This is a genomic window from Streptomyces albiflavescens (genome assembly GCF_014645835.1).
Lineage (GTDB): Bacteria > Actinomycetota > Actinomycetes > Streptomycetales > Streptomycetaceae > Streptomyces > Streptomyces albiflavescens.
This window is the reverse complement of sequence record NZ_BMMM01000009.1, coordinates 387,334-401,642: the sequence shown is the minus strand read 5'-3', so window position 1 is coordinate 401,642 and position 14,309 is coordinate 387,334. Positions and strand designations below refer to the sequence as shown.

The following is a 14,309-nucleotide window of genomic DNA, read 5'->3' as shown; positions in this document are numbered from 1 at the left end:
GAAAGCAGTGAAGGTGGGAGGTGAGAGAAGGCCGCGCTCAGCCGAGCTTGCCGACCTTGCGGGCGCTCAGGTCGATCACCAGGTCACGGCTGTCGATCCAGGGCCCGTTCTTGACCTTCGGGAAGAGCCGCACGCACCGGTGCTCGCCGCATGCGTCGAGGACGGCGGGCTGGGCGCCGGACGTCGCGCGGTAGACCATGCTGTTGAGCATCAGCTGGTCGGGCGAGGTCAGCTCCTTGCCGGTGGCGTCCTTGAAGTCCGCCTTCAGGCCCGCGCCGAGCGGGTCGGCGATCAGCAGCTTGACGGCCTCGATCATCTCGTCGCGGCTGATGGGCGGCTGGACGTCGTGCTGAGTGCCCGTCTTCTCGACCTTCCCGGTGTCGAGGTTGACGGTCTTGGTGACGAGCGTGTCGTTCTTGTAGTCGTAGAACGACACGTCGGCGCGCCGGGGCGCGTCGGGGTCGTCCAGTTCGTTCGCATCGGGCTCGGCGAGGTCGACACTGATGCGCTGCGGGCCGCGCTTGCCCTCGACGTTCTCACTGGCGCCGAACGACTGCTGGCTCAGCGCGATCCGCTCGACGCGCTTCATCTCGTCGTCGGTCAGCGGGTCGCGGCCCTTGCCCTTGTCGCCCTCGGCCGGCGCCTCTTCGACGACACCCGGCTGCACTGCCGCCTGTCCCTGCTGTCCTGCCTGCTGCGAGGACCCCTTGACGCCCTGGCCCCCGCCCGAGTCGTCGGCTCCCGCCGTGCCCGGCAGTGTGATTCCGACCATCACGGCCGTCCCGGCCACCGCTATGGCCGCACCTGCCACCACCTTACCCAGATGGCGGTGCACTATCTTGCGCACATTTCCCCCTACTCCCCCTATGTCGTCAGGAGTCGTTTGAGCCCCACTGGTTCGGCATACGACGTATGCCTGGTCATCGGTTAAGAGGGACGTAAGTCATAGGAGGTTCCATCACTTTCGGGGAGACTCGGCCGGGAGTCGCCCCCAGGGGCACGGCACTACTGGAAGAGTCGTATCCATGCAGGTCTGGCCTGGAGAGGCATATCCACTCGGTGCCACGTACGACGGCGCCGGTACCAATTTCGCGGTCTTCTCGGAGGCCGCCGACCGCATCGAGCTGTGTCTGCTGGACGACGACGGCTCGGAGACGGCGGTGGAGCTGCGCGAAACCGACGCGTTCGTCCGGCACGCGTATCTCCCCGGGGTCATGCCCGGACAGCGGTACGGCTTCCGGGTGCACGGGCCGTACGCGCCCGGGCGCGGGCAGCGCGCCAACTCCGCGAAGCTGCTCCTCGACCCGTACGCGCGCGCCATCAGCGGCTCGGTGAAGTGGGGCGAGGAGGTGTACGGCTATCCCTTCGGGGCCCCCGACAAGCGCAACGACCTGGACTCGGCGCCGCACACCATGTCGTCGGTCGTGGTGAACCCGTACTTCGACTGGGGCGACGACCGGCGTCCGCGCACCGAGTACCACCACACGGTGCTCTACGAGGCCCATGTGAAGGGCCTCACGATGCAGCACCCGGAGCTGCCCGACGAGCTGCGTGGCACATACGCGGCGCTGGCACACCCGGCGATCATCGAACACCTGACGGAACTGGGCATCACCGCGCTCGAACTGATGCCCGTTCACCAGTTCGTGAACGACCACCGTCTGGTGGACATGGACCTCAGCAACTACTGGGGCTACAACACGATCGGCTTCTTCGCCCCGCACAACGCGTACGCCTCCTGGGGCGATCGCGGCCAGCAGGTCCTGGAGTTCAAGTCGGCGGTCCGCGCACTGCACGAGGCCGGCATCGAGGTCATCCTGGACGTGGTCTACAACCACACGGCCGAGGGCAACCACCTGGGCCCGACGCTGTCCTTCAGGGGCCTCGACAACGCCTCGTACTACCGTCTGGCGGACGACCCCCGCTACTACATGGACACCACGGGGACCGGCAATTCCCTTCTGATGCGCTCCCCGCACGTGCTCCAGCTGATCATGGATTCGCTGCGCTACTGGGTCACCGAGATGCACGTCGACGGGTTCCGCTTCGACCTCGCGGCGACGCTGGCGCGGCAGTTCCACGAGGTGGACCGGCTGTCGTCCTTCTTCGACCTGGTCCAGCAGGACCCGGTGGTCTCCCAGGTGAAGCTGATCGCCGAGCCGTGGGACGTCGGCGAGGGCGGCTATCAGGTGGGCAACTTCCCGCCGCTGTGGACCGAGTGGAACGGCAAGTACCGCGACACCGTTCGGGACCTGTGGCGCGGCGAGCCGCGCACGCTGGCGGAGTTCGCGTCCCGGCTGACCGGGTCGTCGGACCTGTACCAGGACGACGGCCGCCGCCCGCTCGCCTCCATCAACTTCGTGACCTGCCACGACGGCTTCACGCTGCACGACCTCGTCGCGTACAACAACAAGCACAACGAGGCCAACGGCGAGGACAACCGCGACGGAGAGAGCCACAACCGGTCCTGGAACTGCGGTGCCGAGGGCGACACCGACGACGAGGCCGTACTGGCCCTGCGCGCCCGGCAGATGCGCAACTTCATCGCGACGCTGATGCTCTCCCAGGGCGTGCCGATGCTCAGCCACGGCGACGAGTTCGCGCGCACCCAGGGCGGCAACAACAACGCGTACTGCCAGGACAGCGAGCTGGCCTGGGTGTCATGGCCGGAGGACGGCAGCGAACTGCTGGACTTCACGCGCGCGATGGTGTGGCTGCGGCGCGACCATCCCGTCTTCCGACGGCGCCGCTTCTTCCACGGGCGGCCCGTGCAGGGCACCCACGACGAGCTGTCCGACATCGCGTGGTTCACCCCGGAGGGCGAGGAGATGACCCAGCGCGACTGGGGCTCCGCGCAGGCGCGGGCGCTGTCCGTCTTCCTCAACGGCAATGCGATCTCCGAGCCGGGCCCGCGCGGGGAGCGCATCGCCGACGACTCCTTCCTGCTGCTGTTCAACGCCTCACCGAAGGCGCTGGAGTTCGTGGTGCCGGTCAATCATGGGCGGCAGTGGCAGGTCGTCGTCGACACGGCCCGATCGGAGGGGGTGGCGCCGGGGACGGGCGCCAAGGTCGAGGCCGGGGGCCGACTGACGCTGATCGACCGGAGCCTGACGGTGTTGCAGCGGCCTGCCTAGGCGGGCGTGTTCTCCTCGGGCACGCGCGTGTGGGGCTCGTTTTTCGAGGGCACGCGCGCGTGGGGGTCGTTTTTCGAGGGCACGCGCGCGTGGGGGTCGACATCCGGAGGCACGCGCGCGTGGGGTCGTTCTCGGTTTCGGTGTACGTCGTCGGGCGCGCCGTCGGTGCGATGGCCCAGGCGAGCGCGGCGGCCGCGCTCCCGACCGCGAACGCCGCGGTGGGGCCGTAGGACTCCGCCAGGCGTCCCGTGACGGCCACGGCGACGGCCTGGCCACCGACGATCGCACTCGTCGCGACGGCCATCGCCTCGGTCGGCCGCGCCGGCGGCACGGCACGCTCGGTGAGGCCGAACACGGTGATCGGGTGGGGCGCGTACGCGACGCCGAGGACGGTGACGACGGCGTACAGGCCCCACAGACTCCCCGTCTCCCCGTCTCCCCGTCCACAGCAGCGGCAGGGACAGCAGGAAGGCGGCAGCGGTGGCTGCTCTCCGGCGGGCCCCGAGGGTCGTCCGCGCCGCCGCCACGGGCCAGGGCGACCACGCGGGCACGGGCCGGGGGGCCGATGAGCGGCACGCTCGCTCCGGCCAGGGCCACGAGCGGGGCGAGGAGCCCCGGAGCCAGGTGGGTGAGCGCGCCCGTCACCGGGGCGGCGATCGCGAGAGCGTTGGCGAGGGAGCAGACGAGCGCGACGGTGCGCTGACCGCGCCGGTCCGCGAGACGGCCCACGAGCGGCCCGCAGGCCACCTGCCCGACGGCGAGCGTGCCACCGACCAGCCCCGCCGTCCCCAGCGAATCACTCGTCCGCGCGACGAGCAGCACACTGCCGAACTGGATGGTGGCGACGGGAAGCCGGTCGAGGAAGGACACGACCGGGAAAGCCGCCCCGGTCAGCGCGACCACGCGGCGGTAGGTCGCCAAGGTGGCGGACGTGTCCGGTGGGACGTGCCGCCCCGGGTTCCTGTTCCCCATCGTTCGACGCCGGCCACGCGCGCGTGCCCGGATGCATGCGTCGATGACACGAAAGGCGGTAGGGCGGGTACGTAGGTTCGCATGACACCTGAGCGTCCCGACCCGGTGATTGCGGACCCGGTGGTCCCCGGCCCGGTGGTTCCCGCCGTGCCGACCGCCACGTACCGGCTACAGCTGCAGCCGGAGTTCCCCTTCGGGGCAGCCGAGGCGGCCGTGCCGTATCTGGCCTCGCTCGGCGTCTCGCATCTGCACCTCTCGCCCGTGCTGGAGGCCGTCCCGGGGTCGACGCACGGCTACGACGTGGTGGACCACGCGAGCGTGCGGGCCGAACTGGGCGGTGAGGAGGGGCTGCGCTCCCTGGCGGACACCGCGCGTGAGCACGGCCTGGGCCTCGTCGTGGACATCGTGCCGAACCACATGGCCATGGCCCCGCGCCACAACCGCCCCCTGTGGGAGGTGCTGCGCGAGGGCCCCGAGTCGCCGTACGCGCGCTGGTTCGACATCGACTGGGACGCCCAGGGCGGTCAGCTCCTGCTGCCGGTGCTCGGGAGCCGGCTCGGCACGGAGATCGACCACCTGAAGGTCGACGGCGACGTACTGCGCTACTACGATCAGGTGTTCCCGCTGCGCGCAGGCACCGAAAGCCTGCCGCTGCCGCGACTCCTCGACGCCCAGTGGTACCGCCCCGTGTGGTGGCGGCTGGCCCGTACGGAGCTCAACTACCGCCGCTTCTTCAGCATCTCGGAGCTCATCGGCGTGCGCGTAGAGGACCCGGAGGTGTTCACGGCGACCCACGCGAAGATCCTGGAGCTGCTCGACGACGGCGTGGTCGAGGGGCTGCGCATCGACCACCCTGACGGGCTCGCGGACCCGGACGCGTATCTGCGCCGCCTGCACGAGGCGACCGGGGGCCGCTGGACGGTGGTCGAGAAGATCCTCGCGGACGGCGAGCCGCTTGCGGCCGCGTGGCCCGTCGCCGGCACCACCGGCTACGACGCGCTGCGGCACGTGGACGGCCTGTTCACGGACCCGGCGGGCGCGGGCGAACTCCTCGGCCAGTACCGGCGGTTCGCCGCCCCCCAGGCCGACCGGGGCGGCCACTGGGAGTCGACGGTGCGCAGGGCGGCGTACAAGGTGGTCACGCACGAGCTGGCCACAGAGGTCGACCGCCTCACGCGCGTGGTGAGCGGCGTGTGCTCCGCGTCCCCGGACCCGGCATGGCGCGATCACGCCCCTTGGGCCCTGGGCACCGCGCTGCGGGAACTCCTCGTACGCCTGGAGGTGTACCGGCCGTACCCCTCCACGGACGCCTCCCTGGTGGTGACCGAGGAGGCCGCCGAGGAGGCCCGGGCGGTCTTCGCGGTGCCCGAGGAGGCGCATGCCGTGGACGTCGTACGGGATCTGGTGACCGGGCGGGCCGGTGACGGGGCCGGGCACGCGGAGTTGCGAGCCCGGTTCGCGCAGACCTCGTCCGCGCTGCGGGCCAAGTCCGTGGAGGACACGGCGTTCTACCGCTATGTGCCCCTGCTGTCCGCGAACGAGGTGGGCGGCGCCCCGGGCGCTCCCGCCGTGTCCCCGGAGGACTTCCACGCCTACTGCGCGCGCGTACAGCGCGACTGGCCGGCCACCGGCACCGCCCTGTCGACGCACGACACGAAACGCAGCGCCGACGTACGCGCGGCGCTCTCGGTGCTCACCCAGTGCCCCGAACGGTGGGCCGACGTCCTGGCGGAGGTGACCCGGGACGGCACGGGCATGCCCGACCCGCAGGTGGCGTGGGCCGCCTGGCAGACGGCGTTCGGTCTGGGCCCGGCCTCCGAAGAGCGTGTTCAGCAGGCACTGCTGAAGCACGTCCGGGAGGCCGGACTGCACACTTCCTGGACGGAGCAGGATCCCTCGTACGAGGACACGGTCGCGACGTTCGTCTCGGAGGGGCCGTGCGGGGCGCCTGGACGGCTCCTGGCCGACTTCCGGGCCTCCCTGGCACCGCATGTGCGGGCGAACGTCCTGGGGGCCGCCCTGGTCCATCTGACGATGCCCGGGGTCCCGGACGTCTACCAGGGCACCGAGGGCGAGTACCTGGCGCTGGTCGACCCGGACAACCGGCGGCCGTTCACCCCGCAGGAGCGGCCCTCGGAGAAGGCCGCGCTGACGGCGGCCGCGCTGCGGCTGCGCGCGCGCCGCCCGGCCGTCTTCGGCGACTCGGCGACGTACGCGCCGCTGGTGGCGGAGGGCCCGGGCGCCGGTCACTGTGTGGCGTTCGTACGCTCCGCAGAGGTGGTCACGGCCGTCACCCGGATGTCGCTGCGGCTGGCCGACACCGGCGGCTGGGGCGACACCCGGCTCGCGCTCCCCGAGGGGCGCTGGGCCGATGTGCTCTCCCCAGGAAGGGAGTTCACGGGGCACGCGCGCGTGCAGGAGCTTTTCGAGCGGCTGCCCGTGGTGCTGCTTGAGCGGGTCAGCGCGGACGCACCAGCAGGGTCCGGGGAGAGCGGCTGATCAGGCCCTCCGGAGCCGGCCGGAAGCCCGGGGCCCAGCGCAGGTCCGGCAGGGCGGTCAGCAGGGCGTGCAGACCGTGTTCCGCTGTGAGCCGGGCGAGCAGCGCGCCCGGGCAGAAGTGCCGTCCGGAGCCGTACGCGAGCTCACCCGGGTCGGCGCGGAAGGCGTCGTAGCGGTCCGGGTCGGCGAACCGTGCCGGGTCGCGTCCCGCGGCGCCCAGCAGACACGCCACGGTGGCACCCTCCGGGATCACGCCGACCGGCTCGACGGCCCGGCGGGAGACGACGTGCAACGGCGGATCACGGCGCAGTGACTCGGCCCAGGCACCGGCCGTGAGCGCGGGACGGGCGCGGATCATCCCCAACTGGCCAGGGTGGTCGAGGAGATTGGCGAGGAACGACGCGAGCGCGTGGGCGGTCGCCTCGCCGCCCGCGCCGAGGAGCGTCCCGGCCAGCCCTGACACGGCCTCGTCCGGCAGTGGGTGGCCGTCGGCCCGGGCCGTGCACAGCGCGGACAGCAGATCAGCGCCCGGCTGGGCACGGCGTCGAGCGATGTACGGACGCAGGAAGGCGTCCAGTTCGGGATGGTGGCCCCCCAGGTGGTCAAGGCCCGTACGGCACCACGCATGGACGCGCGCGGTGTCCTCGTACGGCAGCCCGAGCGCGGCGACGGCCGCAGCGGTGGGCAGCCAGTGGCAGAACTCGGCGACGAGATCGGCCTCCTGACGCGCGGCGAGACGGCGAGCGAGGACGTACGCCGTGCGTTCGACACCGGCGGTCAGCGCGGCCAACGCGGCGCCTCGGAACGCCGGTGAGACGAGGGCCCGATGCACGCTGTGCGTCCCGTCCTCCAGGTCGGCGAGGGTGCGCCCGGGCGACGGCGCGACGAGCCGGGGATCCGCGAGCGCGGCGCGGACGTCGGCGTACCGGCTGACCAGCCAGGCGCCGAACGGCTCGTCGTACACGAGAGGGTGCCGCTCACGGAGCGTCCGGTACAGCGGGTACGGGTCGCGCTCGGTACCGGGGGCGAGCAGGCTCGGCGGTGCCGAGCGGCTCTCCGGGCGCGGGCTCACGGGCTCGGCCCGGCTCGACGGCGCCGACGGCGTCCGAGCGGCGGACGGGCCCGGCGGCGCGAACGGGTTCCCCACCCCGACCTCCGGCGGCTCCGGCAGCAGCCGCGCGGGCGGTGCTCCCGTCGACGTGGGCGCGGGCGCGCCTTCACCGGGAAGGCCGTGAGGGCACAGCACCGGCGGCCTCCCACATCGGATGTGCGCGCCGGACCGCGCGCGGTAGTTCTCAGCCGACCACCGATGCGATGGGGCCGCAGCCCCCATACGGCCGAACGGGTGAAGCGGGCGCATCCGCGCAGGCCCCCTCACCACCCGTCGGTGGCACCGGCCGGAAGACGGTCGGGGCCCGACTCTCCAGGGCAGGTCGACGGAGAGCGCCACGCAGTCCTCACCGACGGTGAGTCCGTCCTCTGGCGGTGCACACCGTTCCTGTGGACTGCGTAGCACGCTCCCCGGCAAGCAGCCGGCAACCCCCTTGCCGGCGGTGAATGCCACCTGGCGCCCCCGGGAGCCGCCCCGTCGACTCCTTGACAGTTCACTCAGTCCGTGGAGTACTGCGGAAAGCGACGCAGGGCGGACAAGTCGGGGGTGAGTCACCTGCCGGAGTTGCGCTACCCCAGTGTGACCGAAATCGTTTCGTCCGCCCGGGCGTTGGCGGCTCACCGACCCGGCCTGTGCGTCCTCAGAGAAGTGGGCGTCTCGCGCGCGGGCAGACCCCTTCACCTGCTGTCCGTCGGCCACGCGCGGCGTGCGGTCCTCGTCGTGGCGGGCGCCCACGCGAACGAACCGACGGGCGGTTCGACCCTGCTGTCCCTGGCCGAACGCACACTGCGCGAACGGAAGTTGCGGGCCGAGACGTCCTGGCACTTCCTGCTCTGCGCGGACCCGGACGGGGCGAGCCTGCATGTGACGCCCGCGCCGCGCACACTGCTCGACTACCACCTGGGATTCTTCCGTCCGGCCGGCCCCGAGCAGCCGGAGTGGTCGCCGTCCGTGCTGCCGCCGGATCTGCTGCCGCCCGAGACCCGCGCCCTCACCCGCGTCATCGACGAGCTGCGGCCCTACCTCCAGGTGACGCTGCACGGGACCGATCTGGGCGGCAGCTGGGTGCAGTTGACCAAGGACATCCCGGGGCTGGCCGAGCCGTTCGCCAAGTCCGCGGCGGAGCTGCACATCCCGGTGGAGACGGCCGCCTCGGACGCCGCCGGCTGGCCCGCCTCCGGACCCGGGGTGCATGTGATGCCGGCGCCCGGCTCGGACGCGGCGTACCCGAGCATGCCCGACGACGCCCGGCACAGCACCTGGTACCACGCCCACCGGTACGGCGGGCTGACCGCCGTCGTCGAGGTGCCGATGTGGGCCAGCGACCTGGTGGACGATCCGGCACCGCACCCCGCCCCCGCGGCGGCGATGCGGCGACTGGCGCGCCGACTGGTGCGGGACGCGTTCCAGGTGGAGGCGGTGCTCACGGAGGCCCTGCCGCGGCTGTCAGGACCCGACGGGCCGCTTCTGCGGGCCGCGAAGTGGGCGCTGGACCTGGTGCCGGGCCTCGCCGACGACTGGATCCAGACGCCGCCTCCGGACACGACGATGGCGTACGTCGGCAGTGTCGACGCGTTCGGCCGCCGGCTCCCACTGCGGGCCGCCGCGATGCTGCTGCGCGTCCTCCAGGAGGCCGACGACCGCGAGGCGCAGCGCCTCGAAGCCCTCGTCGCCGCGTGGAGCGACGCGTTCGCCGAACGGTTCCGCGCCCGCTGGGTGCCACTGGAGCACCAGGTCGAACACCAGGCACGTACGGTGGTGGCGGCGGCCCACCACGCGCGCGAGAACGCGGCGTGAGGTTTTCCAGGGGCACGCGCGCGTACCGGTCCGCCGCCCGACTCGGTCCGGTCAGTCCGCCGGCTCGAACACCGCTCCCGTCTCGGCCACCATCACGCAGGAGTTCGCGAAGGTATGCGTGTAGGCGACCGGGCGGCCGTCCCATACGCCCTGGGCCGACGCGGTCACCGGGGCGTAGATCAAGGGGCACAGAGCGTCGGCCCTGGGCGGGATCCGGGAGATGTCGCCACCGGCGGCGCGGAGTTCCTCGCAGGCCTGTGCCGCGTGCGGGTGTCCCAGGGGCGGGTCACAGAGAAGCAGGGTGCCGGGGGTGTCGCTGGAGACGGCGTCGCCGGGCGTGACGGTGAGGTAGAGCCAGTTGCCGGGGAACGACCCCTGGGGTGCCGCCTGGACCGGGGCGGCACCCACCGTGAGGAGAGCGGCCGCAGCGAGCACGCCCACACGTACCGCTCGGAGGGCTTTCGCTGGAACGGCCTTCGCCGGAACCGTCTTCGCCGGAACGGTCTTCGCCGGAACGGTCTTCGCCGGAACGGATTTCGTCATTCCAGATGCATCGGCACCGTGGCCTCCGAACCCCATCCGGACTCACCCGAACGGGAGCGCACGGGCGCGTGCCGCCCGGCGAGTTCGAACGAGGCGAGCACCACACGCGCCTGGTACTCGACCTGACGGGCGACAGGGATCCAGCGTGCCCCGCAGCCTTCGCGGTAGTCGGCGCACCACTCGTCGAGGAGCCGGTCGAGCTCCGGCTGCACGCCGCACGGGTCGTGCCCGGAGGCGGACACGAGCTGGTGGAGCAGCCCGGCCGTGCGCAGCGCAACCCGGCGCCCCGCGAGGCGCAGTGCCGTCAGACGAGCGGTGTCGAGCGGCGGCAGGGGGCGTGCACCGGCGTCGTACACGTCGGGGTCCCACGAGTCGGCGAGTCCGGGGCCGACCAGTAAATAGTCGTCGACGGGCGCGAGGAGGCAGGCCACGTCCGGGGAGGCGCCGAGGCTGGGTCGCACGCGCGCGAGGATGCCCTCCAGGAGTCCTGTGTCGCGGCGCAGCGTGCGGCTGATGGTGCGCAGCATCGCGTCGGCGTCGGCGGGCCGCGTGGCGTCCTCCACGGCCGCGACGCCCCACATGGGGGCTTCGACGACCGCCGTCACCGTGCCGTAGGAGTGCGGGTGGAACCAGGTGGACTCGACCGCCGCCTCCGTGATGGCGGCGGCCAGGCCGCCCCTGCGCGGCGGCGGGATGCGGTAGACGGCGGGCCCCAGCGCCGGCCAGTACAGGGTGTCGTACGGGCCGAGCTCGCGCGGGATACCGAGGCGCGCAGCGGTGTGTGCGACGCGCTGGGCGAGGCCGGGCAGTTCGCGGGTCAGCTCGACGAAGGCGCCGCCGACGTCGACGCCGTGCAGGGAGCACTGCAAAAAGGGCCGCAGTTCGTCCTGGAGGTCGAGGAGGGCGCGGGTCTCCGGGAGGGTGGCCCCGTCCGCGCCCTCGGGCAGCCATTCGGGCTGTTCCAGGAAGCCGGGCCGGAAGAAGTGCCGGAAGTACTGGCCGAGGGTGTACGGGCCCGACAGCCAGGCCTCGTTGCGGCGCGAGCCGTCGGGATCGAGGCACAGCAGCAGGTTCCAGGTGGCGTCCGCCCCCTCGGTCAACCGGGGGTCGGCGAGCGCCCGCTCGGCGAGGCGCAGGGCCGTGGCACCGCCGACGGGTTCGTTGGCGTGCGGTCCCGCGACGACAAGGACCTGGCGAGTGCCGTGTCCGACGGACAACAGCCACAACGGCGTCCCCGCCCGCGAGGTGCCCACGCGGCGCAGCCGGGCGTCCCTCGGACGGCGGGCGACGAGCGCGGCCGCACGGGCGCCCAGCTCGTCCACAGTCGGGTAGCGGAGGAGTGGCGGCAGGGCACACCTCCACTTATGTGGTGCCGTCGGTTCACCTGATGTGCATGGTGTACGCACAGTCAGTCACGGCTCCGGGGGTACGTCAACACTGCGGAACGCAAGGGATATCGAGGAAAGCGGTGGGTGAATCCCAGGCCAGAGGTCGGTGGGACCGGGGCTGTCCGACGCGAAACGGAACGTCAGACTCGCGCCGACGCCAGGCTGATCATCAGGAGTCGCTCGCACGCAAGGCCGATCATCAGGAGTCGCTCCCACGCAAGGCGGATCATCAGGAATCGTTCCGACACAGGGCGGAGGACTCGCTCCGCCGCGAGCCCGCAACGCCGTGGTTCAGCCGCAACGCCACCGTTCAGCCGCAACGCCACGGTTCACTCCGACGCGAGGCGGAACATCATCCGCCCGAAGCCGATCTGATCGCCGTCCCTGACGACGGCGGCGCCGATGACGCGCCGTCCGTTGACGGTCGTGCCGTTCGTCGAGCCCAGGTCGCGCAGCACCCACACGCCACCCTGCCGGCTCAGTTCGGCATGTACCCGGGACACCGTCTCGTGATTGAGCCGCAGTCCGCTGGCGGGGTCACGACCGATGCGCAGCGGGTACAGGCTGCCCGGATGGGGCAGCAACAACTTCGGGAGCCGCTCGGCCTGCCAAGCCCTGCGCACTCGTACGGTGAAGCCGGAGACCGCTTCCACAGTGCCGAACACCAGCTTCGACCAGCGGCCCTCGGTGGGCAGGTCGGCCGTGAGCACGGCGAGTTCGTCGGACCTGCGGGCAGCGAGCGCCAACTCCATGCGTCGGATGAACGTGTCGTGCGAGAGGCGACCGAGGGCGACGCCGTCACGGAGCGCCTTGAGCGCCCGGTCGCGCTCCGCGTCGGACAGCCGCGCGGGGTACGTGTGGAACTCGAAAGACGACGTCACCCTGGCGATTGTCGGGCAGCGAGAGCGGGGTGTCCAGAAAACACGGAAACGGCCGCTGCGGCCGGACGGAGCGTTCCGCGTGACAAGAGGGCGGCAAACACGCGGCAAAAGGGTGGATTCGAAAGCGAATTGATCTCATGTGAAGCACCATGGACAAGCTACGTCACGGTGAGCTGACAAGGGGGAACCGTCTGTGCGGTTCGATGTGTGGGCACCGCAGGCCGACCGGGTGACGCTCCACTGCGCGGGCGCCACGCGCGCGTTGGAGCGCGATCGGGAGCGTACGGGGTGGTGGACAGGTGACGCGGACGCGCAGGACGGGACGCGGTACGGGTTCGCGGTGGACGACGGCCCCGTGCTGCCCGATCCCCGCTCGCGGCGCCAGCCGGACGGTCCCGACGGGCTGAGTGCGGTGGTCGACCAGGGGCGCTACGACTGGCGCACCGAATGGGCGGGACGCCCGCTGCCGGGCGCGGTCCTGTACGAGCTGCACGTGGGAACGTACACGCCCGAGGGCACACTGGACGCGGCCGCCGAGCGACTCGGCCACCTGGCGGAACTGGGCGTCACCCACGTCGAGTTGATGCCGTTGTGCCCCTTCCCGGGGCGGCACGGCTGGGGGTACGAGGGCGTCTCGCCGTGGGCCGTGCATGAACCTTATGGCGGTCCCGAGGCGCTGAAGCGCTTTGTCGACCGGGCGCACGAAGTCGGTCTGGGTGTCGTCCTCGACGTCGTGCACAACCACCTCGGCCCCTCCGGCAACCACCTGCCCGCGTTCGGGCCGTACTTCACGGACACCCACCAGACGCCCTGGGGCTCCGCCGTGAACCTGGACGCGCCCGGTTCGGACGAGGTGCGCGCGTATTTCGTCGGCAGCGCGCTGGCGTGGCTGCGCGACTACCGGCTCGACGGGCTGCGCCTGGACGCGGTGCACGCACTGCGCGACACGCGCGCGGTGCACTTCCTGGAGCAGCTCTCGACGGCCGTGGACGCGCTCGCCGACGACCTCGGCCGGCCGCTCTTCCTGATCGCCGAGTCCGACGTGAACGACCCTCGAACCGTCACTCCGCGCGAGGAGGGCGGTCTCGGGATGCACGCCCAATGGAACGACGACTTCCATCACGCGCTGCACACCGCGCTGACCGGCGAGGCACAGGGCTATTACGCGGACTTCGCACGCGCCCCGTTCACGGCGCTGGCGAAAACGATTACGTCGGGCTACTTCCACGACGGCACGTACTCCAGCTTCCGCGGGCGCTCTCACGGCCGCCCGCTGGACCGCACCCGCGTCTCGGCACACCGCCTGCTGGGCTACGCCCAGACCCACGACCAGATCGGCAACCGCGCCCAGGGCGACCGGCTCTCGGCCTCCCTCTCCCCCGGGCTGCTGGCCTGCGCCGCCGCGCTGACGCTCACCGCGCCCTTCACGCCGATGCTCTTCATGGGCGAGGAGTGGGCCGCGGGCACGCCCTGGCAGTTCTTCACCGACCACACCGATCCCGAGCTCGCCGAGGCCGTACGGCGGGGCAGGCGCCGTGAGTTCGCGGCGCACGGCTGGGCCGAGGAGGACGTCCCCGACCCGCAGGACCCGGCGACCCGGGACCGCTCCTGCCTCGACTGGTCGGAACCCGAAAAGGCAGTCCACGCGCGCGTACTGGCCTGGTACCGCGACCTGATCGCCCTGCGCCGCCGTCAGGCCGACCTCTCGGACCCCGATCTCGCGGCGGTCAGAGTCGCCCACGACGCGCAGGCCCGCTGGCTGGCTCTGCGGCGCGGTGACGTCCGGGTGGCTGTCAATCTCGCCAAGGAGACCGCGGCAATCCCTCTCGGCATCCGCCACGCGCGCGTGCTGGCCGCCTGGGAGCCCGTCGAAGCGCCGGACGGGGACGGGGTGTTGAGGGTGCCGGGCGAGTCGTGCGTGGTGCTGACGCAGGCGTGAGGCGCTCGCCGTCGGCGGTGCCACGGACGGCGTGCGGCGCCCAGG

General features: G+C 72.1%; 9 protein-coding genes. 4 read left to right on the top strand and 5 right to left on the bottom strand.

Annotated features, from left to right (window positions below):
* Positions 1–37: 37 nt before the first annotated feature.
* On the bottom strand, positions 38–847 hold the full coding sequence (locus tag IEY95_RS25525) for a Tat pathway signal sequence domain protein (protein WP_189188440.1): 810 nt from the start codon (positions 845–847) through the stop codon (positions 38–40).
* A 178-nt stretch (positions 848–1,025) separates the two neighbouring features.
* Between IEY95_RS25525 and glgX the strand changes: the two genes are divergently transcribed.
* On the top strand, positions 1,026–3,134 hold the full coding sequence (gene glgX, locus IEY95_RS25520; protein WP_189188439.1) for a glycogen debranching protein GlgX: 2,109 nt from the start codon (positions 1,026–1,028) through the stop codon (positions 3,132–3,134).
* 1,053 nt (positions 3,135–4,187) lie between these two features.
* Positions 4,188–6,605 (top strand): malto-oligosyltrehalose synthase, encoded by a 2,418-nt coding sequence (gene treY / locus IEY95_RS25515; protein ID WP_189188438.1) that lies wholly within the window; start codon positions 4,188–4,190, stop codon positions 6,603–6,605.
* On the opposite strand, the gene IEY95_RS25510 is transcribed toward treY, so the two are convergent.
* Entirely contained in the window at positions 6,565–7,851 is a 1,287-nt protein-coding gene (locus IEY95_RS25510; protein WP_308429339.1) for a cytochrome P450, read from the bottom strand. The two genes, treY and IEY95_RS25510, sit on opposite strands and share 41 nt — an antisense overlap.
* 411 nt (positions 7,852–8,262) lie before the next feature.
* Between IEY95_RS25510 and IEY95_RS25505 the strand changes: the two genes are divergently transcribed.
* Positions 8,263–9,513, top strand: a complete 1,251-nt coding sequence (locus tag IEY95_RS25505) for a M14 family zinc carboxypeptidase (protein ID WP_189188437.1) — start codon at positions 8,263–8,265, stop codon at positions 9,511–9,513.
* A gap of 51 nt (positions 9,514–9,564) precedes the next feature.
* Here IEY95_RS25505 and IEY95_RS25500 read toward each other — a convergent pair whose 3' ends face one another.
* The 3 genes from IEY95_RS25500 to IEY95_RS25490 form a co-directional block, all read right to left on the bottom strand.
* Positions 9,565–10,056: an SSI family serine proteinase inhibitor gene (locus tag IEY95_RS25500; protein ID WP_229703340.1), complete on the bottom strand. Its 492-nt coding sequence runs from the start codon at positions 10,054–10,056 to the stop codon at positions 9,565–9,567.
* Entirely contained in the window at positions 10,053–11,378 is a 1,326-nt protein-coding gene (locus tag IEY95_RS25495; RefSeq protein WP_229703338.1) for a M14 family zinc carboxypeptidase, read from the bottom strand. The genes IEY95_RS25500 and IEY95_RS25495 overlap by 4 nt, the downstream gene beginning before the upstream one ends.
* Before the next feature lie 395 nt (positions 11,379–11,773).
* A complete protein-coding gene (locus IEY95_RS25490; RefSeq protein ID WP_189188434.1) occupies positions 11,774–12,325 on the bottom strand; it encodes an FHA domain-containing protein in 552 nt (183 codons plus the stop codon).
* A gap of 193 nt (positions 12,326–12,518) precedes the next feature.
* Here IEY95_RS25490 and treZ point away from each other — a divergent pair, with 193 nt between their 5' ends.
* Positions 12,519–14,264 carry a malto-oligosyltrehalose trehalohydrolase gene (gene treZ / locus IEY95_RS25485; RefSeq protein WP_189188433.1) on the top strand — a complete coding sequence of 582 codons (1,746 nt, stop codon included), beginning with the start codon at positions 12,519–12,521 and terminating at the stop codon, positions 14,262–14,264.
* Positions 14,265–14,309: the final 45 nt, after the last annotated feature.

Coding starts and splice junctions, on each gene's coding strand:
- glgX (WP_189188439.1), top strand. CDS start 1,026: ATGCAGGTCTGGCCTGGAGAGGCATATCCACTCGGTGCCACGTACGAC.
- treY (WP_189188438.1), top strand. CDS start 4,188: ATGACACCTGAGCGTCCCGACCCGGTGATTGCGGACCCGGTGGTCCCC.
- IEY95_RS25500 (WP_229703340.1), bottom strand. CDS start 10,056: ATGACGAAATCCGTTCCGGCGAAGACCGTTCCGGCGAAGACCGTTCCG.